Origin of the sequence: Parasaccharibacter apium, from assembly GCF_002917995.1 — a bacterium.
In the GTDB taxonomy this organism is placed as follows: Bacteria; Pseudomonadota; Alphaproteobacteria; order Acetobacterales; family Acetobacteraceae; genus Bombella; species Bombella apis.
On sequence record NZ_LMYH01000002.1, the window covers coordinates 21108 to 42279 of the forward strand.

At 61.0% G+C, this 21172-nt stretch carries 19 protein-coding genes; 11 read left to right on the plus strand and 8 right to left on the minus strand.

The window, feature by feature from the left end; genetic code table 11:
* Positions 1-14 precede the first annotated feature (14 nt).
* The 4 genes from rlmN (at position 15) to trpS (ending at position 4240) form a co-directional block, all read left to right on the plus strand.
* Complete coding sequence (gene rlmN, locus ASO19_RS00560) at positions 15-1226, plus strand: 23S rRNA (adenine(2503)-C(2))-methyltransferase RlmN (protein ID WP_373364578.1); 1212 nt, start codon at positions 15-17, stop codon at positions 1224-1226.
* 110 nt (positions 1227-1336) lie between these two features.
* Entirely contained in the window at positions 1337-2569 is a 1233-nt protein-coding gene (locus ASO19_RS00565; protein WP_043557929.1) for an argininosuccinate synthase, read from the plus strand.
* A gap of 86 nt (positions 2570-2655) precedes the next feature.
* Positions 2656-3147, plus strand: a complete 492-nt coding sequence (locus ASO19_RS00570; protein WP_043558393.1) for an FKBP-type peptidyl-prolyl cis-trans isomerase — start codon at positions 2656-2658, stop codon at positions 3145-3147.
* A gap of 103 nt (positions 3148-3250) precedes the next feature.
* Positions 3251-4240 (plus strand): tryptophan--tRNA ligase, encoded by a 990-nt coding sequence (gene trpS, locus ASO19_RS00575; protein ID WP_103765197.1) that lies wholly within the window; start codon positions 3251-3253, stop codon positions 4238-4240.
* A gap of 66 nt (positions 4241-4306) precedes the next feature.
* Here trpS and lpxB read toward each other — a convergent pair whose 3' ends face one another.
* The 5 genes from lpxB to rpmI all read right to left on the minus strand — a co-directional run bounded on the left by lpxB (position 4307) and on the right by rpmI (position 9872).
* Positions 4307-5530, minus strand: coding sequence for a lipid-A-disaccharide synthase (gene lpxB, locus ASO19_RS00580; RefSeq protein WP_081563289.1), 1224 nt, complete (start codon positions 5528-5530; stop codon positions 4307-4309).
* A 34-nt stretch (positions 5531-5564) separates the two neighbouring features.
* Complete coding sequence (pheT, locus tag ASO19_RS00585) at positions 5565-8033, minus strand: phenylalanine--tRNA ligase subunit beta (protein WP_103765184.1); 2469 nt, start codon at positions 8031-8033, stop codon at positions 5565-5567.
* A 1-nt stretch (position 8034) separates the two neighbouring features.
* Positions 8035-9105 (minus strand): phenylalanine--tRNA ligase subunit alpha, encoded by a 1071-nt coding sequence (pheS, locus tag ASO19_RS00590; RefSeq protein WP_103765185.1) that lies wholly within the window; start codon positions 9103-9105, stop codon positions 8035-8037.
* A 195-nt stretch (positions 9106-9300) separates the two neighbouring features.
* Positions 9301-9654 (minus strand): 50S ribosomal protein L20, encoded by a 354-nt coding sequence (gene rplT / locus ASO19_RS00595; RefSeq protein ID WP_043557924.1) that lies wholly within the window; start codon positions 9652-9654, stop codon positions 9301-9303.
* Positions 9655-9668: 14 nt separating this feature from the next.
* Complete coding sequence (rpmI, locus tag ASO19_RS00600; RefSeq protein ID WP_043557923.1) at positions 9669-9872, minus strand: 50S ribosomal protein L35; 204 nt, start codon at positions 9870-9872, stop codon at positions 9669-9671.
* Between the two features lie 387 nt (positions 9873-10259).
* Here rpmI and ASO19_RS00605 point away from each other — a divergent pair, with 387 nt between their 5' ends.
* Together ASO19_RS00605 and ASO19_RS09180 are read left to right on the plus strand one after the other, a co-directional pair.
* On the plus strand, positions 10260-12710 hold the full coding sequence (locus ASO19_RS00605) for a membrane-bound PQQ-dependent dehydrogenase, glucose/quinate/shikimate family (RefSeq protein WP_043557921.1): 2451 nt from the start codon (positions 10260-10262) through the stop codon (positions 12708-12710).
* A gap of 314 nt (positions 12711-13024) precedes the next feature.
* Positions 13025-13336, plus strand: a complete 312-nt coding sequence (locus ASO19_RS09180) for a hypothetical protein (protein ID WP_197981626.1) — start codon at positions 13025-13027, stop codon at positions 13334-13336.
* Positions 13337-13412: 76 nt separating this feature from the next.
* Here ASO19_RS09180 and ASO19_RS00615 read toward each other — a convergent pair whose 3' ends face one another.
* The 3 genes from ASO19_RS00615 to ASO19_RS00625 all read right to left on the minus strand — a co-directional run bounded on the left by ASO19_RS00615 (position 13413) and on the right by ASO19_RS00625 (position 17366).
* Entirely contained in the window at positions 13413-13859 is a 447-nt protein-coding gene (locus ASO19_RS00615) for a SufE family protein (protein WP_043557920.1), read from the minus strand.
* Between the two features lie 94 nt (positions 13860-13953).
* On the minus strand, positions 13954-15453 hold the full coding sequence (locus tag ASO19_RS00620) for an ATP-binding response regulator (protein WP_103765186.1): 1500 nt from the start codon (positions 15451-15453) through the stop codon (positions 13954-13956).
* On the minus strand, positions 15450-17366 hold the full coding sequence (locus ASO19_RS00625; RefSeq protein WP_103765187.1) for an ATP-binding response regulator: 1917 nt from the start codon (positions 17364-17366) through the stop codon (positions 15450-15452). Before ASO19_RS00625 ends, ASO19_RS00620 begins: the two co-directional genes overlap by 4 nt.
* Before the next feature lie 131 nt (positions 17367-17497).
* On the opposite strand from ASO19_RS00625, the gene ASO19_RS00630 reads away from it, so the two are divergent.
* From ASO19_RS00630 to ASO19_RS00650, 5 genes are all read left to right on the plus strand, one after another.
* Positions 17498-17935 (plus strand): hypothetical protein, encoded by a 438-nt coding sequence (locus tag ASO19_RS00630; RefSeq protein WP_043557919.1) that lies wholly within the window; start codon positions 17498-17500, stop codon positions 17933-17935.
* A gap of 23 nt (positions 17936-17958) precedes the next feature.
* Positions 17959-18702 carry an ATP-binding cassette domain-containing protein gene (locus ASO19_RS00635; protein ID WP_043557917.1) on the plus strand — a complete coding sequence of 248 codons (744 nt, stop codon included), beginning with the start codon at positions 17959-17961 and terminating at the stop codon, positions 18700-18702.
* Positions 18699-19580 carry a hypothetical protein gene (locus tag ASO19_RS00640; protein WP_103765188.1) on the plus strand — a complete coding sequence of 294 codons (882 nt, stop codon included), beginning with the start codon at positions 18699-18701 and terminating at the stop codon, positions 19578-19580. Before ASO19_RS00635 ends, ASO19_RS00640 begins: the two co-directional genes overlap by 4 nt.
* Positions 19577-20242: a YdcF family protein gene (locus ASO19_RS00645; protein WP_081563284.1), complete on the plus strand. Its 666-nt coding sequence runs from the start codon at positions 19577-19579 to the stop codon at positions 20240-20242. The genes ASO19_RS00640 and ASO19_RS00645 overlap by 4 nt, the downstream gene beginning before the upstream one ends.
* A gap of 67 nt (positions 20243-20309) precedes the next feature.
* Positions 20310-21065 (plus strand): lysophospholipid acyltransferase family protein, encoded by a 756-nt coding sequence (locus ASO19_RS00650; RefSeq protein WP_103765189.1) that lies wholly within the window; start codon positions 20310-20312, stop codon positions 21063-21065.
* Positions 21066-21172 lie beyond the last annotated feature (107 nt).

Here is a 21172-nt window from a genome sequence, read left to right on the forward strand (position 1 = left end):
ACATGACACATCCGATGCCTTCTTCAGCTCCCATTTCCTCCGATGCCGTGAATGCCCTCAACGAGAGCGAGCGCAAACGCATCGAGGCCAAGTCAGCCCTGTTCGCACCGCCAACACCGGTCACGGAGGATGGACGCCGTGAGCTGGTCGGCCTCTCCCGGGAAGAGCTGGCAGGGGTCCTGACCGAGATTGGCGAGAAGCCCTTCCGGGCCAAGCAGCTCTGGCACTGGATCTATCATCAGGGTGTGACGGACTTCTCCCGCATGTCCACCATCGCCAAGCCCTTGCAGGCCAAGCTGGAAAAGCACTTCATCGTCGGCCGCCCCAGCCTGACGACGCAGCAGACATCCAAGGACGACACGCGCAAGTTCCTCTTCCGCTTCCGGGACGGGCAGGAGGCAGAGACTGTCTATATTCCAGACAGGCGGGAAGACCGTGGAGCCGTCTGCATCTCCTCCCAGGTGGGCTGCACCCTGTCCTGCACCTTCTGCCATACGGGAACGCAGAAGCTCGTCCGCAATCTGGGAGCAGCCGAAATTGTCGGGCAGTTCATGGCAGCACGGGACAGCTATGGCGAATGGCCCAGCCCCAAGGGGGACACGCCCCGCCTGCTCTCCACCATCGTGCTGATGGGCATGGGAGAGCCGCTCTACAATTATGAGAACGTCGCCAAGGCCATGAAGATCATCATGGATGGCGAAGGCATCGCCCTCTCCCGCCGCCGGATCACGCTCTCCACCTCCGGCGTCGTGCCCATGATGGACCGCTGCGGTGACGAGCTGGGTATCAATCTGGCCATTTCCCTCCATGCCGTCCGCAACGACCTGCGGGACCAGCTCGTACCGCTGAACCGGAAATACCCGATCGAGGAGCTGATGGCCGCCTGCCACCGCTATCCGGCCGCCTCCAACTCCCGCCGCATCACCTTTGAATACATCATGATCCGGGACGTGAATGACAGTGATGCCGAAGCCCGGGAGCTGGTGCGGCTGATCCGTGGCCTGCCCGCCAAGGTCAATCTCATCCCCTTCAATCCATGGCCGGGATCGGACTTCCGCCCCTCCACACGGGAGCGGCTGGCCAGTTTTGCCCAGATCGTCATGGATGCCGGTTATGCCGCCCCCATCCGCATGCCCCGTGGCAAGGATATCCTCGCCGCCTGCGGGCAGCTCAAGACACAGAGCGAGCGGAAACGGCAGGCCGAATCCCGCAAAAACGAGGCCTGAGCCTTCCCTTGCGGATATGGGCCTCTGGCCCAATGGCCTGACAGCTGTTACAAGACCATAATAACTTAACGATATCTGGTTCTGTCTTTCAGCAGAGGTATATAACGATCATGAGCAAAGCCTCAGGCATCAAGAAAGTCGTTCTGGCCTATTCCGGTGGGCTGGATACGTCCGTCATTCTCCGCTGGCTTCAGGAGCATTATGGCTGCGAGGTTGTCACCTTCACGGCTGATCTCGGTCAGGGGGAAGAGCTGGAACCCGCACGCCGCAAGGCTGAATCCCTTGGCGTGAAGGAAATCTTTGTCGAAGACCTGCGGGAAACCTTCGTCAAGGACTACGTCTTCCCGATGTTCCGTGCCAACACGGTTTATGAAGGCCAGTACCTGCTGGGCACCTCCATCGCCCGCCCGCTGATCTCCAAACGCCAGATCGAGATTGCCGAGGCCGTCGGTGCGGACGCCGTGGCGCATGGTGCGACAGGCAAGGGGAACGATCAGGTCCGCTTCGAGCTGGCCTATTACGCCCTGAAACCGGACGTGAAGGTTATCGCCCCATGGCGTGAATGGGACCTGACCTCCCGCACCAAGCTGCTGGACTTTGCCGAGAAGAACCAGATTCCTGTCACCAAGGACAAGCGGGGCGAGGCTCCGTTCTCCGTCGATGCCAACCTGCTGCACTCTTCCTCCGAAGGGAAGATTCTGGAGGATCCCTCCCTGCCGCCGGATGAGATCGTCTTCCAGCGCACCATCTCCCCGGAAGCTGCCCCAGACAAGGCAACCGAGATCACCATCGACTTCAAGCATGGTGACCCGGTGGCCATCAATGGTGAGGCCCTCTCCCCGGCCAATCTGCTGGCCCGCCTGAACGAGCTGGGCAAAGCCAACGGCATCGGCCGTCTCGACATCGTGGAGAACCGCTTCGTCGGCATGAAGTCCCGCGGCATTTACGAGACGCCCGGCGGTACCATCCTGCTCCAGGCGCACCGCTCCATGGAGTCCATCACGCTGGACCGTGAAGCTGCCCACCTCAAGGACAGCATCATGCCCCGCTATGCCGAGCTGATCTATAACGGCCTGTGGTTCTCCCCGGAGCGTCACATGCTTCAGGCCCTGATCGACAGCAGCCAGAAATCCGTCAATGGCCGTGTGCGCCTGAAGCTCTACAAGGGCAATGTCATCTGCGTGGGCCGCGAAAGCCCCGACAGCCTGTATGATGCCCGTGTCGTGACCTTCGAGGATGACGAAGGTGCCTACAATCAGGTGGATGCACAGGGCTTCATCCGTCTGAACGCCCTGCGGCTGCGGCTGGGTGCCAACAAAGGACGCCGCGGCGGCACACCCTGAGCCTGCCGTCTCCACCGGGTCTGACGGCCCGGTGGTGCCCGCCTTTTCCTCCCAGCTTGCAAAGAGGCATTTCCATGTCCCGTTGTCTGCGTTCTTTCTTCCGTTATCTGCCGGTCTGCGCTCTGGCTGGTCTGCTCGGCCTGACAGGCTGCTCTGGCGACCAGAAACCGGACCTGACACCCCAGCAGTTCATGGATCAGGTCTACAAACAGCCCGGAGTGCAGAAACTGCCTGATGGTCTGGCCTACAAGGTCCTGAAATCTGGCCCCAAGGATGCGCCCCACCCACAGAAGGGAGCCACCATGATGGTCATCTATGAGGGCCGCCTGCCAGACGGGGGCATTTTTGATGCCTCGGAAATGCACACCGGCGCCGCCTACATGGAGATGCCTCTTGATGGTGTCATCGACGGCTGGATGGAAGGGCTGCCCCTGATGCGTGTTGGCGATACGTGGGAGCTCTATGTCCCGCCCCAGCTGGGGTATGGCAAACGGTCCATGGGGATCATCCCGCCCAACAGCCCGCTGATCTTCAAGATCCAGCTTCTGGGTGTCGAGGATGACAATTCCCTTCAATAAGGGCATAGCCTTCTGCCATCTGCCCAGCCAGCAGGGTTTTCCGCCGTCCCCTCACCTCTGAGCGGGGCGGCTTTTGTCTTTTCCTTCTGTCAGGACCATGTTCATGCAGCGTGTTTTTTCAGGAATCCAGCCAACAGGCATTCCCCATCTGGGCAATTATCTCGGAGCCATCCGCAACTGGGTCACCTTGCAGAAGGACCATGACTGCCTGTTCTGCCTTGTGGACATGCACTCCCTGACCATGCCGTGGTCCCCGGAGGCCCTGCGTGAACAGACACTGGCCTCCACTGCCTGCCTTCTGGCCTCCGGCATCGACCCGACCCGCCTGTACAACCAGTCCGCCGTCAGTGCCCATGCCCGCCTCGGCTGGATTTTCAACTGCGTGTCCCGTCTGGGCTGGCTGAACCGCATGACACAGTTCAAGGACAAGGCAGGCAAGAACCGGGAAAACCATTCCGCTGGCCTGTATGTCTATCCCAACCTCATGGCGGCGGACATTCTGGCCTTCCACGCCACACGGGTGCCCGTGGGTGACGACCAGCGGCAGCATCTTGAGCTGGCCAATGACATCGCACAGAAGTTCAACCACGATATGGGTGTCGAGTTCTTCCCGCTGATTGAACCGCTCATTCCGCCTCATGCTGCCCGTGTGATGAGCCTGCGGGACGGCAGCAAGAAGATGTCCAAGTCCGACCCGTCTGCCCAGAGTCGCATCATCCTGAATGATACGGCAGACGATATCGCCCAGAAGATCCGCAAGGCCCGCACGGATGCCGAACCTCTGCCCTCCGAGGAAGCCGGGTTGGAAGGCCGCCCGGAGGCCCGCAATCTGCTGACCATCTACGCTGCCATGTCCAACAGGACGTTGGCTGACGTGCTGAGCCAGTTTGCCGGCCAAGGCTTCGGCACCTTCAAGCAGGCTCTGGCTGACCTGCTGGTCGAAACACTGGCCCCCGTGGCCGATGAAACCCGCCGCCTGATGGATGACAAAGCTTACCTCATGCAGGTCCTGCGCCAGGGAGCCGAACGGGCCCGTGCCGTCTCGGAACCGATTGTGAGCGAGGCAGAAAAGCTGGTTGGCTTCCTGCGCTGAAAGCACTCCCAGGTTGCCATCCTTCGGCATGAAAAAAGCCTGTCCCCTGACAAGGACAGGCTTTTTTCATGAGCGCCGCAATTCAGACAATGGCGTTTCCATCAGTGCCAATACCTCTCTGGCCGCTGACATGGCAGGCAGCTCCCCGCCCGGAGCTTCCAGCATGGCCAGAATATCGGCAAAAGCCTCCTGCTGGGCCTGCCGCTTTGCCCCATCTGTCAGGAGAGAAGTAATTTCATCCGCCAGTTTCTGGGGAGTACAGTCATGCTGGACCAGTTCTGGCACGACTTCACGCCCTGCCAGAATATTGATCATGGAAATGAAGGGAAGCCGCAGGAAAAGCCGCCCCAGCAGGGCTGAAAGCGGATTGACCCTGTAGGTGACCACCATGGGTACCTGCCCTATGGCCAGCTCCAGAATGGATGTACCCGATTTGGTCAGGGCACAGTCAGCAGCCCGGATAGCATCGTGCTTGTCCTCCGTATCCGTCAGGATGGAGGGGTGAACCGCCCAGTGCCGCACCATCTTTTTCACGAGTGGGGCCATGCCCGACGTAGCCGGAATGACGGGCTGAAGATCGGGGAAACGTTCATGAAGAATTCCGAGAGTCTTCTCAAAAACAGGCAGCAGCTTTGGGACCTCGGAGGACCGGCTGCCCGGCATGAGGATCAGAATAGGGCTGTCCGACCGAATGTCATGCCGTTTATGGAAACGCTGTGCCTGACCATGCGCCACGCCCGATTGCAGGATGGGATGGCCGACAAACCGGGCCTCGGGCAGGCCCCGTTCAGCAAACCATGCTTCCTCAAACGGGAAAAGGCAGAGCAGCCTGTCCCACAACCCCCGATACCCTTTGACCCGACTCTCCCGCCAGGCCCATGTCTGCGGCGCTACATAATGCAGGCGCCGGACATTCAGCTTGCGGATGCGCCGCAGAAGCCGGAACGAAAAACCCGGGCTATCAATGGTGATGACAATATCAGGACGGCGCAGCTCAATATCCTGCTCAGCTTCCAGCAGCCTCTGTGACAGAAGGCGCAACCGGGGCAGGACTTCCATGAACCCCATGACCGTCAGGTCTTCCATCGGGAAGAGGCTCCGCAGGCCCCGGGCCTCCATCCGCCCTCCGCCAACACCAGCAAAGACCAGCATCGGGTCAATGCGGTGCAGGGCCTGCATCAGACGGGCCCCGATACTGTCCCCACTGGGCTCACCGGCCAGAATCCAGATCACCCGGCCATGGTGATGAAGGGGAACCTCACCCTCTACAGGGGCACTCTCATCCACCATGGCAGCCTCTCCTTCTTTCCCGCCGTTGCAGGGCTCAACGCCGCAGCGTTGCCCCCGTCGCCTTCTGGACGGCACTTTCTACAGCCGTCATCAGCGCATCAAGCTGAGTATCCGTCAGGCTGTCTTTCTGCGGCTGGAGGGTCACCTCCACTCCCAGAGAGCGATGCCCTGCCGGAACGGAGCCACCTTCAAAGATGTCGAAAAGACGCACATCCGTGATCAACTTGCGGTCTGCCATACGGACAGCCTTCAGCACATCCTGTATCTGCACCTTTTCATCAGCCAGGAAGGCAAAGTCACGACGGACAGGCTGAAGGACCGACAGCGTCGGGGCAGCCTTCCGCTTCACCTTGGGCAGCGGAACCCTGTCCAGCGTCATCTCAAAGAGCGCCACTGTGCCGCTCAGGCCGAAGTGACGGGCCACACGGGGGTGCAGCTCACCGAAGCTGCCCAGCACCAGCTTGGGCCCCTGCCGCACGACACCGGAACGCCCCGGATGGTAATAGCCCGGCGCATCCGCCGTGCTGCTCAGGGAAGCCTCGGCCACACCGAGAGCTGCAAGAGCCGCCATGAGATCGGCCTTGGCATCCATCCATGATGGTTCCTCGGCAGACTGACCCGGAGCTCGGCCACTCACGCCACCCCGCACACCAGCCAGCACCATACGGGTGCCCTGCTGCCCGAAGCAGGGGCCAAGCTCGAAGAAGGAGGCATCCCCGCTGAAGCCCTGCCCGTGAGCCAGATTCCGCCCAAGGGCACGCAGCAGGTTGATGATTGGTGTCGGCCGCAGCTGGTTCAGGTCCGTTGCAATCGGGTTCAGCAACCGGTCCTGCTCCCGTCCTTCTTCAAACAGGGCCGCATCCTGATCGGACACGAAGGAAAAACCAACGGTCTCCATCAGGCCACGCCCCGCACACAGGCGGCGCAGAAGGGCTACCCGGGCCTGCTGTGGTGTCACCGCTGGAGCAGGCACCATATGGGCACGGGGCAGGGACAGGGCCGGAACTTCATCCAGACCACGGATGCGCAGAACCTCCTCGACCAGATCGGCCTCGGCTTCCATGACCTCCACACTGGCGGCAGCCCGTTCGGCCACAGCGGCATCGAGCGTGACAGCCTGTGCCAGACCATGCCCTGCCGCCACGTCATTCCGCCATGACGGCACGGAGAACACGGCCTTCTCTGCCGTGCGCTCCTGCACCTCAAACCCCAGGGCCTCGAGGATGTCCACGGCCCTGTCCGCCTCGATCTCCAGACCGCCCAGCGAGGCCAGACGCTCGAAACGCAGGCTGGCGGTTCTCTGCCATGCCGGTTCCGCCCCCGCCTCGGTCACCTCACTTGGCGTGCCGCCACACAGCTCCACGATCAGGGCCGTGGCGGCTTCCAGACCGGAACGTACGAGAGCCTGATCCACACCACGCTCGAAACGGTAACGGGCATCCGTCTGCACCCCAAGGCGGCGGCCTGTCAGGGCAATACGCACCGGGTCAAACAGGGCGGATTCCACGAAGACATCGACCGTCTCATCGGTCACCGCACTGGCCTCACCGCCAATGATGCCCGCCAGCGACTGCACCCCGGCCTCATCCGCAATGACGAGATCATCCGTGCCCAAAACCAGCTCCTGCCCATCCAGCGCACGGAAATGCTCCCCCGTGCCGGATGTCAGGGAAAGCCTGTCACCGGTCAGGCGGGCGGCATCAAAAACATGCAGCGGCCGCCCGACATGCATCATCAGATAGTTGGTCACATCCACTAGGGCGGATTGCGGCCGCAGCCCCACGCTCTCCAGACGACGCTTCAGCCAGGCCGGGCTGGGGCCATTCTTCACGCCACGGATCAGCCGCCCCGTAACATAACGGCAGGCCGGGTGGCTGATCTCCCACTGGATCGGGCTTTCACCCTGCCCCTCCACCGTCTCCGTCAGCCACGGCTTCAGGGTGCCCAGCCCCGCAGCGGCGAGGTCACGGGCAATGCCCCGGACGCTCAGCGCATCGCCACGGTTGGGCGTGATGGCAATCTCGATGACGGGGTCATCCAGCCGGGCATGGCGGACATAATCCTCACCCAGCGGAGAACCATCAGGCAGTTCAGCAATGCCATTGGACTCCTCACCGATCCCGAGCTCCCGCAGGGAGCAGAGCATCCCGTTGCTGGCCTGTCCCCGAATCTTGCCGGGCTTGATCGTCATGTCACTGCCGGGAATGTAGGTCCCCGGCGGAGCGAAAATGACATGCAGCCCCGTGCGGGCATTCGGCGCACCACAGACGACCTGAACGTCCTCGAAGCCCTGACCGGCTGAGACACGGCAGAGCTGAAGGCGGTCTGCATCCGGATGGGGGGAAGCCTCCAGAATCTTTGCCGTACGGAACCCGGCCAGACGTTCCGTCGGGTCATCCACGCTTTCGACCTCAAGGCCGATGCGGTTCAGCGTCGTGCATATCTCGTCCAGAGAGGCGGTAAAATCGAGGTGATCCCGCAGCCATGAGAGTGAAAATTTCATGTCAGAAACCCTCCGTCAGCGTTGCCGGGGACAGTGATGAAAAACCGTAATGACGCAGCCAGCGCAGGTCACTTTCATAGAAGGACCGCAGGTCCGTGATGCCATTCTTCAGCATGGCCAGACGTTCGATCCCCATGCCGAAGGCAAAGCCCTGCCACTCTGCCGGGTCCAGCCCGCAGTTGCTCAGCACCCGGGCATGGACCATGCCGGCACCCAGCACTTCCAGCCAGTCCGCCCCGGCACCGATCACGCCTGTCTCCCGGGACCAGCCGATGTCAATTTCCATGGATGGTTCGGTAAAGGGGAAGTAGGAGGCACGGAACCGGACAGGCAGGTCCGGCTGACCAAAGAAGGCCCGCAGGAATTCGGTCAGGCAGCCCTTCAGATGGCCCAGCGTGATGCCTTTCTCGATGACCAGCCCCTCGCACTGGTGGAACATGGGGGAATGGGTGGCGTCATGATCGGCCCGGTAGGTCCGGCCCGGTGCGATGATGCGGATGGGGGGCTTCTCACCCAGCATGGTGCGGACCTGCACGCCGGATGTCTGCGTCCGCAGCACCCGCAGGTCCTCGCCTTCTCCGGCTGCCGGAAGGTAGAACGTGTCCTGCTCTGTCCGGGCCGGATGATGTTCCGGCGTGTTCAGGGCGGAAAAATTGTGCCACTGGCTTTCAATGTCCGGCCCTTCCGCCACATGGAAATCCATCGCCCCGAAGATGGTCGTGATTTCCTCGATCGTCCGGCTGACGGGATGGATGAGACCGGCCGGTGCCGGGGCGGGGGGCTGGGTGATGTCCACCGTCTCCTCCGCCAGACGCTGCTGGAGGGCCAGCTCCTCGATCTCCCTGCCACGCTGCTCGATCAGGGCCGTCAGCTCGTCACGCAGGCGGTTGAGGGCCTGCCCCCGCTCTTTCCGCTCCTCGTGCGAGAACGAACCGAGCTGCCGGAGCAGGCCGGTCAGTTTGCCTGAGCGTCCCAGCGTCCCCACACGGACAGCATCCCATTCCCCATGGGTGCTGGCCTGTTTCAGGGCCGCCAGTGTCTCATCCTTCAGAGTGTCGAGGTCATTGGCCATAGCCTGTCTTCCATCATCTCATGAGCCTGTTTCAGGAACGCTTCCTGCCCCGGCCCCTGAAGGTCCGGATGTTGAAACGTTTCTGAAGCAGCCTCAAAGAAAAACGGGCTGCTCCGTTGCCAGAACAGCCCGCCAATCATCAGTCCCATTCCTCACGGTCCATCAGGAACAGACCATGAAGCATGAGGAATCCCCTTACAGGGCTGCCTGAGCCTTGCGTACGATCTCGGCAAAGGCCGCTGCATCGTCATAGGCGATGGCAGCCAGAACCTTACGGTCGATCTCGATCCCGGCCTTGTTCAGACCGTTGATGAAACGGCTGTAGGTCAGGCCATGCTCACGCACGGCAGCGCTGATGCGCTGGATCCACAGGGAGCGGAAATCACGCTTCTTGTTGCGGCGGTCGCGATAGGCATAACGCAGTGCCTTCTCGACGCGCTCCAGAGCGATGCGATAGTTTGTGGAAGAACGCCCGCGATAGCCTTTGGCCAGATCAAGGACCTTCTTGTGACGGGCGTGGGTGGTCGTACCCCGTTTAACACGTGCCATGGTTTCTTAACTCCTTATGACAGCCCGTAGGGTGCCCACTGTTTGACGGTACGGGCATCCATGTCCGTCATTGTCTGCGGACCACGGTTGCTGCGCTTCATCTTCTGCGGACGGTTAATCAGGCCATGGCGTTTGTTGCCGGGACCACAGGTCACCTTGCCAGTCGCGGTGATCTTGAACCGCTTCTTGACCGAAGACTTCGTCTTCAATTTGGGCATTTTCATCTCCTTACAGTTCTGAAGTTCCCATTCCCCTGGCGGACAACGGAAACCGCACGGCCGGGCATGCCACATCATATGGCCCGGGCGCGTGCACGACCTGTTGGCGCTTATAGGGACAACGGGGGACGGCCTCAAGCAAAAACCGCATCAGAACGGCATGTTTTTTGAGCAGTGAACATTAACCATTGTGAAGTAACTATCACATGGTTGTGAATATGATGATAGAGGCACTCATCCAGTCCGAATTATTACCCCCTGATGCTTGACCCATGGCCCCTTCCCTGTGCTTAAAGGCAAGAGATCATCATCCATGACGGGACATTCCTGTCAGGGCAACGCTTATCCAGGTTGAGTGATCGAGTTTAACAACACTGAGGCTTATCCATGTCCTCCACTTCCCGTACGGGGGGAATCTGGGTCTCGCTGGTTGCCATCCTCATGGCGATCGTCGGCCTGCTGCTGGTTGCCGGTGGTATCTATGCCATCAGCGAAGGCGGTCCCTTCTATTATCTCATCAGCGGGCTGGGCACGCTGCTCAGCGCGTTCTTCGTCCATAAACGGAAGCCGATCGGCCTTGCTGTCTATGCGGTCGTCCTGCTTGGCACGCTCATCTGGGCTCTCTGCCTCGTAGGCCTCAACCTCTGGAGCCTCGTGCCCCGGCTGGATGTGGTCATCGTCATCGGCATCGTCCTGCTGCTTCCTTTCATCCGCCGTCCGCTGGCCGCCAACCGGCTGGCCACCATTCCTCTGGGCATCGGCGTGGTCCTCAGTGCCCTGGCACTGGTGGTTTCCGCCTTCATGGACCCGTATGACATCGGTGGTTCGCTGCCTACAGAGCAGGTCAATGCCAGCCCGGCAAACCCGGACAACGTGCCGGATGGTGACTGGACCTCCTACGCACGCACGCAGGATGGCAATCACTGGTCCCCTCTGACACAGGTCAACAGCCAGAACGTCAACCAGCTGAAGGTTGCCTGGGTCATGCGGACCGGTGACCTGCCGGACAAGTCCCGCGACCCGGGTGAGGCCACCAACGAGGCCACGCCGCTGGAGTTCGACAACACACTCTATTTCTGCTCCCTGCATCAGAAGGTCTTTGCCGTCGATGCCGTGACCGGGAAGACGAAATGGGTGTTCGACCCCAAGCTGAACGTCAATCCTGGCTTCCAGCATCTGACATGCCGTGGCGTCAGTGCCCACACGAAGCCTGAAAATGCCGTCGACAGCAGCGGCCAGCCTGTCACCACGACAGACTGCACCAAGCGCATCATTGCCATGGTCAATGACGGCCGCATGGTCGAGATCGACGCACAGACAGGCAAGGTCTGCCAGGGCTTTGGGGACAACGGCCAGGTCGATCTGCGCTTCTCCCACCAGCCTTACACGACGGCTGGGGAGTATGCCCCGACATCACCGCCCGTCGTTACCGACAAGCTGATCATCGTCAACAGTGCAGTGAAGGACAACGGCTCCGTCCACCAGCCTTCCGGGGCAACACGGGCCTATGACGTCTACACGGGCAAGCTTGTCTGGGTATTCGACGCCGCCAATCCTGACCCGAATGAAATGCCGAGCGAAGAGCATCCGCATTTCCATCCGAACTCCCCCAACTCCTGGTCCGTCTCGTCTTACGACAAGAACCTGAACATGGTGTACATCCCCATGGGGGTTGGCACGCCTGACCAGTGGGGTGGCTACCGTGACAAGGATGCCGAACGCTATCCGCCGGGTGTCATTGCGCTGAATGCGGACACGGGCAAGCTCGTCTGGTTCTACCAGACCGTCCATCATGACCTCTGGGACATGGATGCCTCCGCACAGCCCAACCTTGTGGACATCACCCAGAAGGATGGCAGCCTGGTTCCGGCCATCTACATCCCGACCAAGAGTGGTGACATTTTTGTTCTGGACCGCCGCACCGGCAAGCCGATCGTTCCGGCACCGGAGGTTCCTGCCCCGGGTGGCGCTGCCACGGGTGACCATACAAGCCCGACCCAGCCCCATTCCGAGCTGAGCCTGCGCCCGAAAGATCCGCTGTCCGACCGTGACATCTGGGGGGCCACGATCCTTGACCAGATGGTGTGCAGCATCTACTTCCACAGCCTGCGTTACGAGGGGCCCTATACGCCGCCTTCCACGCAGGGGACGCTGGTTTTCCCTGGCGATCTGGGCATGTTCGAGTGGGGCGGCCTTGCGGTTGATCCTCGCCGCCAGGTAGCCTTCTCCAACCCCATCTCCATTCCGTTCGTCTCCACTCTGGTTCCCCGTGGCCCGGGCAACCCGCGCTGGCCCGACCCGAATGGTGACAAGGGTGGCAGCGGCGGTGAGACGGGTCTCCAGCCGAATTACGGCATCCCGTACGCCGTCAACCTGCATCCCTTCCTGGACCCGCTGTTTGCCAAGTTCGGCCTTTTCGTGCCGTGCCGCACGCCACCGTGGGGGGCTGTCGCCGGGATCGACCTGCGCACCAACAAGGTTGTCTGGCAGCACCGCAATGGTACGCTGCGTGACTCCCTGCATGGCTCGTCCCTCCCGATCCAGCTGCCACCCATCAAGATCGGTGTCCCGAGCCTTGGTGGCCCGCTGGCAACGGCTGGCAATGTAGCCTTCCTGACATCATCGCAGGACTACTACATCCGGGCCTATGACCTGACGACCGGCCATGTCATCTGGAAAGACCGTCTCCCTGCCGGGGCACAGTCTGCACCGATGACCTACAGCATCAACGGTCGCCAGTACATCGTGACCTACGCTGGTGGGCATGGCTCCTTCCTGAGCCGGATGGGTGATTATCTGATCGCCTATGCTCTGCCGGAACAGGCCGAGAAGAAGTGAGACCCTGACAAACAGGTTGTCACAAAACAGAAAAGGGGAGGTCCAGCCGGGCCTCCCCTTTTTTCATCATGCGACTGATCCCGGACCATACAGGCCAGCAGCCAATATCCTTCCCGTGCAGCACTATCAGTAACCCGGGACGATGGAGACAATTCCAGAGCCCTGTCCCCCACCCAACCTCAATTGATAATATTTGGTAATGACTGGCCGTTATTCTTTAAAAATAACATAGACTTCACTATCACCAGCCTGAATTTCCTGTATAGGATAATGCCAGCCTATTCGTTCCCTGTTCTGACAGAAGGAAAACCCCCATGATGTTCCGTCGCATGGCCACATTCGCCCTCATTGCCAGTGCCCTGACCAGCCAGGTTGCCTTTGCCGCCTCTCATGGCAAGGCTCACCACTGCCGCAATGAGAAAGGTCAGTTCACAAAGTGTGAAAAGCCGAAGGCCAAGCCCTGCCGCGACAAGAACGGCAAATTCAGCAAGTGCAACACTCAGGATGCCGCCAGCGCCAAGCCGGCCGAAAAGGCTGAAGCTACAGCTGACAGCGTGAAGGACAGCTCCAACCCGATGAAGTCCGACATGCCTGCCACCGATGCTGCGGCTCCGGCCACGCACTGAGACACGGGGACAGCCCCTGCATGAAAAGGCCCTCTGGTTTTACCGCCAGAGGGCATTTTCTGTTCCGGCCAACGGCTCAGACTGCGGCGGCTCTTTGCCGGATGGCTTTTGCCATGGCCTCCACGCCATTGCCCCGATTGGCTGAAAGCGCCTTCACCAATCCCAGCTCATGCAGAAAAACCGGGTCAGTCGCCAGAATCTCATCCCGTGTACGACCGGAATAGACACGCAGCAGCAACGCCACCAGCCCCTGAACGATAGCGGCGTCAGACGCACCAGCAAAAAACAGACATCCGTTTTTTTCCTCAGCTTCAAGCCAGACCTGGCTCTGGCAACCCGGCACCCGGTGAGCGTCATCCTGCCAATCCTGCGGAAAGTCCGGCAGTTTCCTCCCCATCTCGATGATGTACTGATAACGCTCCATCCAGTCATCGAACAGCGCCAGTTCATCCCCGATGGCCGTGATGGCCTGTGCTGCATCATCTTCCTGCGGCTGAACAAAACAGGCTTCCCTATCGGCCATGCCATCCCCCTTCCTTCATCAATTTATGTTCGTGCGATCCATCATAACTGGAGGCACCAAAATGGGAACCGCTCCCCTCCGAAATGTCTTCGGCTCACTGTTTCAGCAAGGGTAACAGAAGACGCATCACCGTTCCCTCTCCGGGCTGGCTCTGCACAACAACATCCCCATGATGGGCCAGAACGAAACTGTAAATGCCAGCCAGCCCCAGCCCTGTGCCTTTCCCCGCCTGCTTGGTGGTGAAAAAAGGCTCAAAAATATGGCGCTGGACCTCTTCACTCATGCCTTCCCCTTCGTCCCGGACATCAAGGGCCAGCGCATGATCCTGCTCGCAACTGGATGGGGCAGCAGGCAGGACATGGCGTATCCGGCTGGCAGAAAGAGTCACGGTCCCGCCATCAGGCATCGCATCCCGGGCATTCACACACAGATTGAGCAGGGCCATTTCCAGCTGTTCCGGGCAGGTCAATACAGGGGGAACAGTCCCTTCCGGGAGGTCCAGCACAAAACGGATGGCCGGGACGGCTCCATAAAAACCATGCCGGAACAGGCTGGCCCGCTCCTCCAGAAAAGCCGCGATGTCAAACGGGCGCACCGTCCCACCATTCCGCCCCGCCCGGCCAAACTGAAGCAGACGGCGGGTCAGCCCTTCCCCCCGTTCCACGGTCTCCAACGCCCGGGCCAGCCATTTCTTCTGGGTGGCACGGGCCGCTTCATCTCCCTGCAACTGCCCGGAAAGAGCCTCCAGACAATTACCCAGAATGGTGAGCAGGTTGTTGAAATCATGCGCGACACCACCGGCCAGACGACCCAGGGCTTCCAGCCGCTCACCCCGGTTCAGCCGGTCTTCCACCATCACACGCTGGGTCACGTCCCGATCCATGCTGACCTGCCAGGCCTCTTTCAGCGGGACATCCTCCGGCCATTTCAGCGCCAGGCGGACAATCTCGTGCCAGCGTCTCTGCCCATCTTCCGCCACGACCTCCAGAAGCTCCTCTGCCTGCCCGTCCTCCCAGACCTTTTCCCGCAGACGGGCAATCACAGGCTGAAGAATGGCCGTGTAATGGTCACTCTCGCACGTCCCCTGATGATGCCGGTTGCTGCGGATACAACGGCCTTGCGCATCGGAAAAAACCAGACCGAACGGCAGGCTCTCCATGAGGCCATGCAACAGGGCCTGCTCCACCTTCAGGGCCCTCTGGGCCTGCCATGTCCTGTGTGCCTCATGGACGAGGGACAGCACATGGTCCGCCTCCCACGGCTTGTGCACATAGGCAACGATCCTGCCGTGATTCAGGGCTGCCACAACGGCATCCAGATCCGCATATCCTGTCAGCAGAATAGCCCGGGCGTCGGAGCAGGCACTGGCACGGCTGAGAAACTGGTCCCCTGTCATGCCCGGCATCCTCTGGTCTGAAATGATGACCGAAATCTCCGGATGGGCGGCCAGCAGGGCAAGGGCCCTGCCAGGCTCGGCCGCTGTCAGAACCGTGCAGCTTTCCTCCAGCAGATCCCCGAGTGCCACGAGAATCTCTTCCTCATCATCCACCAGAAGAACACAAGGTTGGGCCTCGATACTGTAAGGCTCGTTCATGCCGTTTTTACTTCCTCCTGTGCCCTGTACCGTTCAGGCTCCCGCACAGCCCAGCCTTCTGCCGTCTCGTGGACAGGAAGGCGAATCACGAAATATGCACCACGCCCGCCATTGGTCTGCCCATCTTTCTGGCAGCCATCTCCAGCCTCACAGGCGTCTGTCACGTCGATGGTTCCACCATGGGCCTGCACGATGCCATGAACGATGGAAAGGCCCAACCCTGTCCCTTCCCCCTGCGCCTTCGTGGTGAAGAACGGGTCAAAAATCCAGGGGCGGATCGACTCTTTTATGCCTGGACCATTGTCACTTACCGTAATTTCATAAACATCATCGTAAAGACGGGTCGCAATCCGTATCAGCCCATCATGATGCTTCTGCCCTTCCCGCCGCATATCATTCAGCGCATCGGCAGCATTGGCAATGAGATTCATGACAGCCTGATGGAACAGTGTTTCCTGGCAGACCAGCTGCCGGGGTGCCTCAAGCTGGCAGTCCACGGCAATGGACCTGCCAAGCCTATGGCGGACCAAGGCCAGCCCTGTCTCTATCGCCTCGCCCACATCCACCATGCGCCACTCTCCTTCTTCCAGACGGGAGAAACGGCGCAGACGCACGACCAGGTCCCGGATACGCCCCAGCCCTGTCTTCATCGCAGCCAGACGGTCCCTGGCCCGCCGAATGCGGGTCTGACCATCCTCATCCTGCACGACAGTATCCATCCAGTGCAGGCATCGCTCGACCGTATCGGCATGACCCAGAGTGAACGCCAGAGGATTATTGATCTCATGGGCAATGCCGGCCACCAGCTCTCCCAATGAAGCCATCTTGGCCGTCTGGACCAGTCGGGCCTGTGTCTGCACCAGCTCCTCATTCGCCTTGGCCAGCTCCTTGTTGGCTCTGGCCAGAGCCTCCGCCAGCGAGGCCTGCGCCTGTGCAGCCTCCAGCGCCAGAGCCGACTGCTGGCGTTCCATCTCCCGCTGATGAAACGCCTCATTCTCCCGCCGCCGCCGGACCATGGCCCGGATGCGCAGAGCCAGCACCATGGGCGTCATGTCACTCGGAACAAGGTCCTCCAGGCCAGCTTCCAGAAAAGCCACGCAGGATTCACCCCGGAAGCGGGCTGCCTGTATGATGCAGAGAATGCGGAACGGTGTACCCCCCTGCTCCCGCAGGGCCTGGCGGCGCTGGTCCAGCAGACGGCAGAAAGCGAGGTCTGTCTCGTTATCCTGTATGTCCTCCAGCACGATGCAGTCCGGCCCGTCCGGGCCTGTCAGCCAGCCGCCATTCAGCAGATCACTGGAGCGGGTGACAGAGGTCACCGTGTGTCCATCCCGCCAGAGAAGCTCCCCCAGCCCAGCCTCCTCCGTGCCGTCCCGGCTGTTTTCATGATCCATGATGCTGGGGTCATTCCAGAAATCCAGCAGGGTCTCATCATCAGGGGCACGGACGATGACAACCCTGGCCCGCCGCATGTGCCATTGGGGATGAAGCTGGCGCTTTTCTTCCGCCAGATGCAGGAGCGTGCGTATCCGCAGCAACAGCAGGTCAGAATGGGCAGAGCTGGAAAGGTAGGCATCGGCCCCGCTTTCAAAGCAGTCCAGCTCAACCCGTGAGGATACATCCTCCGTCAGCATCAGCACCGGTACGCCCTGCATGGCAGGAGTCGCCTTGGCACGGCGAACGAACTGCCCGGCGCTCATGCCTTTCTGGAGAGTGCAGCAGATGACCATGTCCACCTGATTGATACGACAGCGGGCCTCCAGCACTTCCAGCATCATTTCAGCACTCTGCCGGCAGACAACATCCATCCCCTCCCTGCGCAGAAGCTCATGGACCCGACTGTGAGCAGGACCGGCTGGATCCAGAAGAAGAACATGGACATCTTTTTCATCCAGCGTGGGTAAGATTTGCATTACGCCTCTCTTGAAGCTAGGTGCAGAAGCAGGAGGACAGAACAGAGGCCCCTCCGCCCTGCTTTCCGTCTCCCTCGCCATTACTATGCCATTGCCAGCCCGGCTGTCTTGCAGGAAGGTCTGAAACATTCATGGATACATCGCCCTCTTCCTCCCATTCCTCCCCGGCACGGGGCGAACGCCTGCTCTCGGCCACGCCATCACGCCAGCAGCAGGGCGGAGCCATCATGGGGCGGGTCCTGCTCAACCTCATATGGGCCGTGGCGCATTTCGTGTTCAGCTTTCTCATTCAGCTGACAGAACTGTTTGCTCCCATCCTGCTCATCCTTGGCGTCGGCTGGTCCCTGCTGCCGCACCTTGTCACCGTTGCCACGGCCAATCTCGGGTCCCTCACGGAAGACCAGCAGACGCATGAGATCGTCAACCACATCGCCCATACCATCCCCGAACAGCTCATGGTAGCCGGTCACACCCTTACACCGCACGGGCTGATAAAGGATGGTCTGCTCCTCATGGCTCTGGCAGCAGCCTCCTCCACGGCGGCGGCCTGGCTGGCCCGGAGGCTCTGAGGCACAGCCATGCGGAACCCTGCATGATCGCCCTGGAGACGCTTCCGCTGCCTGTCGGCACGTCTCTCGTGCCGGGTGGCGTGCAGCACCTGTCCCTGCGGCTGGAACGGGGTGGCACCCTCTGGGTGACAGGCCCTGCCGAAGCGGGCAAGACAGCCCTGCTGGATACCATCGCCCTGCGCCGCCCTGCCACGGGCGGGATGATGACCCTCCTCAACCATGCCGCAGGACCCGGTCTTTCCGCACGGGGTCGCAGGCAGCTCCAGCAGCGCATCGGGTACATCGAGGCAGCCCCCCTTTTCATGGACCGCCTGACGCTGGCGGACAATATTGCCCTGCCGCTGGAGCTGAACCACCTGCGCAGAGCAGATGTGAAACGGGAAACCGACTCCATCATCCGCTGGTTCGGGCTGGAGAGCCATGCACAGCTTCTTCCTCACTCACTCAGTCAGACCATGAGAATGCGGGCCGCCTGTGCCCGGGCCCTGATCACCCAGCCTTCCATCGTCTTGGTAGATGAACCAGCCCTGACCCTCTGCCCTGTCCTGCGGGATCATCTTCTTTCCACCCTGCGGGGCCTGGCCAGAAATGGCACCACAACCCTTCTGGCCATGCAGCACCAGCCAGAAGGGACAGACCCTGATGACCAGCTCCTGACCCTGCCCCGACTCCCCCCATCACCGGAAGTCTCCATTTCTTCTGCCTCCGGGAATGATCTGGCAGCCCCGCTGATCCTGTCCCCCAGAGATGAAAGGCTGCTCCCATGACATGCCTGTCCCGTGCTACAGACCGGCCTGCCCTGTGGCCCCTGCTGCTTGGCCTCTGTCTCGTCACATGGCTGGCCGGGCTGGCTCTGGCCCTGCCCCATGGTGTGGATGGAGCTGTCCAACGCTGGGAAGGACAGGTGAACAGCCAGATCGTCATCGCCCTGCCTGTGATCGGCAAGGAGGCTCCCGCCCTGGCGGACAGCCTGCCCAAAGCCCTGACCGCCACATTCCCCGAAACCCACGCCACCCTCCTGCCAGAGCAGGAGGTTTCCCGACTTCTGGCCGCATGGTCCGCCCCGTGGGAGGGGCCTCTCCCCAGGATTCTCACCCTCTCGTATCATGGGGACATGACCAGACTGGCCGCCTTTGTTCACAGCACCGCCCCAGAGGCCATCATCGTTCCGCCGCCGCCCCAGCTGACAAAGCTTACCCCACTCATGACAGTCCTCCAGCAGACTGCACGCCATGTCGCCCTGATGGCTGGGCTGGCAGCAGCCCTGATCGTTCCCGCCCTGCTCTATCTGGCAGCCAGAACCGTCGCTCTGGCCAACCGGCAGCAGCAGGCCGTCCTGTGGAGACTGGGCGGAAAGCTGTCCGTCCTTCACCGTATTTTTGCCCGGCGGGTCGCCCTGATGGCCTTTCTGGGCAGCCTTGCAGGCATCGTCCTGCTCCTGCCTTCACTGGGCCTCATCACCGCTGCTCTGCACCCTCTGCTGCGCCTGCCACCCGCAGAGGGAAGCATGTCGTCCTTCATCTCTCCATCACTGCTGCCAGTCCGGCTCTGGCTGGCCTTTTCCCTGATGCCGGTCCTGATGGCACTGGCGGGCTGGGCCATGGTGCATCTGGTCTGTGCCAGACAGGAGCAACAGGCATCATGAAACGGCCGGGCCCCACTGTCTGGTCTCTCTTCTCTGGTGGGGTGACCATCGCAGGATGGCTCATGCTGGCCAGTTTCATTTATTTCTGTGCCGATGCCCTGCGCCCCTCACCGGACCTGCACAGCATCCCGGCTGACTGCGACGGCATCGTTGCGCTGACGGGCGGCAAAAACCGCATAGAAGCCGGAATTGCCCTGCTCCAGCAGAAACCGGAGCGACTGCTCCTGATCTCCGGCGTTTCCCCCCATACGGGGCTGAACCATATTCTGGCCGCCACGGGAATCGGCCCGCTGCCGCCGGATCTGACGCAGCGCATCAGCCTTGGATATCGGGCCGCCACTACCATCGGCAATGCATGGGAAACCGCCCAATGGGCAAAGCAGAAAAACCTGCATCATCTTGTTCTGGTCACGGCGGGGTATCACATGCGCCGCTCCCTGCTGGAGTTCCACGATATTGCCCCGCAGCTTCAGTTCACCCCCTACTGGGTGCAGCCTCCCGCCATGAGCACCCCCTTTCATCCACACACCATGCTGCTGATGTTCAGCCAGTACGGAAAGCTGATCGGGGCCTTCATCCGTCTCATGGTCCTCCACCAGCCGGACCATGCCCAGGAAGGATTCCGCCCTGTTCCTCCAGCTTCAGGAACACCTCCCGCCTGATTTCTGGCTCGCCCATCTTTTTCCCTTGCTCTTCGGATAGATTCTGCGCCATGCAGGGAGCATTATGATGAGTCTCGTCCGTGGCAGCCTGTTCAACCTGTATCTCCTGATTCTGACCCTCGTCATGGGGGTCTTCGCCTTTCCCATCCGCCTGCTCAACCGGCGGGATGCCGCCTTGGGCTATGCCAAGCTCTGGTCCAGGGCCGTGCTCTGGGGGCTGGAACGCCTCTGCGGCATCCGCATCGTCATCAGCGGGCAGGAGAACCTGCCTGATGGCCCTGCGCTCATTGCCTCACAGCATCAGTCTTTCTTTGATGGTTTTGTCTGGATGAATACCGTGCCGCTGCCGGCCTATGTCATCAAGAAGGAACTGACATCCATTCCGCTGGTCGGCCCCATGCTCATTCTCAGCGGCATGATTCCTGTCGATCGTTCCGGCGGATCTCAGGCCCTGCGGGGCATGATGGATGCCGTGGCAAAAGCACAGGGAGCCGGGCGACAGATCATCATCTTCCCGCAGGGCACACGCACGAAACCCGGTCAGGCTGTTCCGCTACAGAATGGCGTCATCGCTCTGGCCCGACAGGCCACCTGCCCCATCCTTCCCGTAGTGACGAATTCCGGCCTGTTCTGGCCACATTCCCCGTGGCGGAAATACCCCGGCACGCTCCGGGTTGCCATCGGGAAGCCTCTCGCCGCCAGCCTGAAGGGACGTGACCTCATACCGGCCATCAGCGGCGCCTGGGAGGCACTCTGCCAGGAACATGACCTGCCCCATGAAGCTGTGGAAAACTCTGTGGATGTGAAGAAGGATAACCAGTAATTCCTGTCCCGCACGGAATGGACGCAGGTATAGACCATGAAAGTGCTGCCCTGTGGGTATCTGCCTAACCATCTGTAATACAACACATTTCATGAGGACTGCAGAAG

Bases quoted from the DNA above. Each gene is read 5' to 3' on its own strand.
- rlmN (WP_373364578.1), top strand. From the start codon at position 15: ATGCCTTCTTCAGCTCCCATTTCCTCCGATGCCGTGAATGCCCTCAAC.
- ASO19_RS00565 (WP_043557929.1), top strand. From the start codon at position 1,337: ATGAGCAAAGCCTCAGGCATCAAGAAAGTCGTTCTGGCCTATTCCGGT.
- trpS (WP_103765197.1), top strand. From the start codon at position 3,251: ATGCAGCGTGTTTTTTCAGGAATCCAGCCAACAGGCATTCCCCATCTG.
- lpxB (WP_081563289.1), bottom strand. From the start codon at position 5,530: ATGGTGGATGAGAGTGCCCCTGTAGAGGGTGAGGTTCCCCTTCATCAC.
- pheT (WP_103765184.1), bottom strand. From the start codon at position 8,033: ATGAAATTTTCACTCTCATGGCTGCGGGATCACCTCGATTTTACCGCC.
- pheS (WP_103765185.1), bottom strand. From the start codon at position 9,105: ATGGCCAATGACCTCGACACTCTGAAGGATGAGACACTGGCGGCCCTG.
- rplT (WP_043557924.1), bottom strand. From the start codon at position 9,654: ATGGCACGTGTTAAACGGGGTACGACCACCCACGCCCGTCACAAGAAG.
- rpmI (WP_043557923.1), bottom strand. From the start codon at position 9,872: ATGCCCAAATTGAAGACGAAGTCTTCGGTCAAGAAGCGGTTCAAGATC.
- ASO19_RS00605 (WP_043557921.1), top strand. From the start codon at position 10,260: ATGTCCTCCACTTCCCGTACGGGGGGAATCTGGGTCTCGCTGGTTGCC.
- ASO19_RS09180 (WP_197981626.1), top strand. From the start codon at position 13,025: ATGATGTTCCGTCGCATGGCCACATTCGCCCTCATTGCCAGTGCCCTG.
- ASO19_RS00615 (WP_043557920.1), bottom strand. From the start codon at position 13,859: ATGGCCGATAGGGAAGCCTGTTTTGTTCAGCCGCAGGAAGATGATGCA.
- ASO19_RS00620 (WP_103765186.1), bottom strand. From the start codon at position 15,453: ATGAACGAGCCTTACAGTATCGAGGCCCAACCTTGTGTTCTTCTGGTG.
- ASO19_RS00625 (WP_103765187.1), bottom strand. From the start codon at position 17,366: ATGCAAATCTTACCCACGCTGGATGAAAAAGATGTCCATGTTCTTCTT.
- ASO19_RS00630 (WP_043557919.1), top strand. From the start codon at position 17,498: ATGGATACATCGCCCTCTTCCTCCCATTCCTCCCCGGCACGGGGCGAA.
- ASO19_RS00635 (WP_043557917.1), top strand. From the start codon at position 17,959: ATGATCGCCCTGGAGACGCTTCCGCTGCCTGTCGGCACGTCTCTCGTG.
- ASO19_RS00640 (WP_103765188.1), top strand. From the start codon at position 18,699: ATGACATGCCTGTCCCGTGCTACAGACCGGCCTGCCCTGTGGCCCCTG.
- ASO19_RS00645 (WP_081563284.1), top strand. From the start codon at position 19,577: ATGAAACGGCCGGGCCCCACTGTCTGGTCTCTCTTCTCTGGTGGGGTG.
- ASO19_RS00650 (WP_103765189.1), top strand. From the start codon at position 20,310: ATGAGTCTCGTCCGTGGCAGCCTGTTCAACCTGTATCTCCTGATTCTG.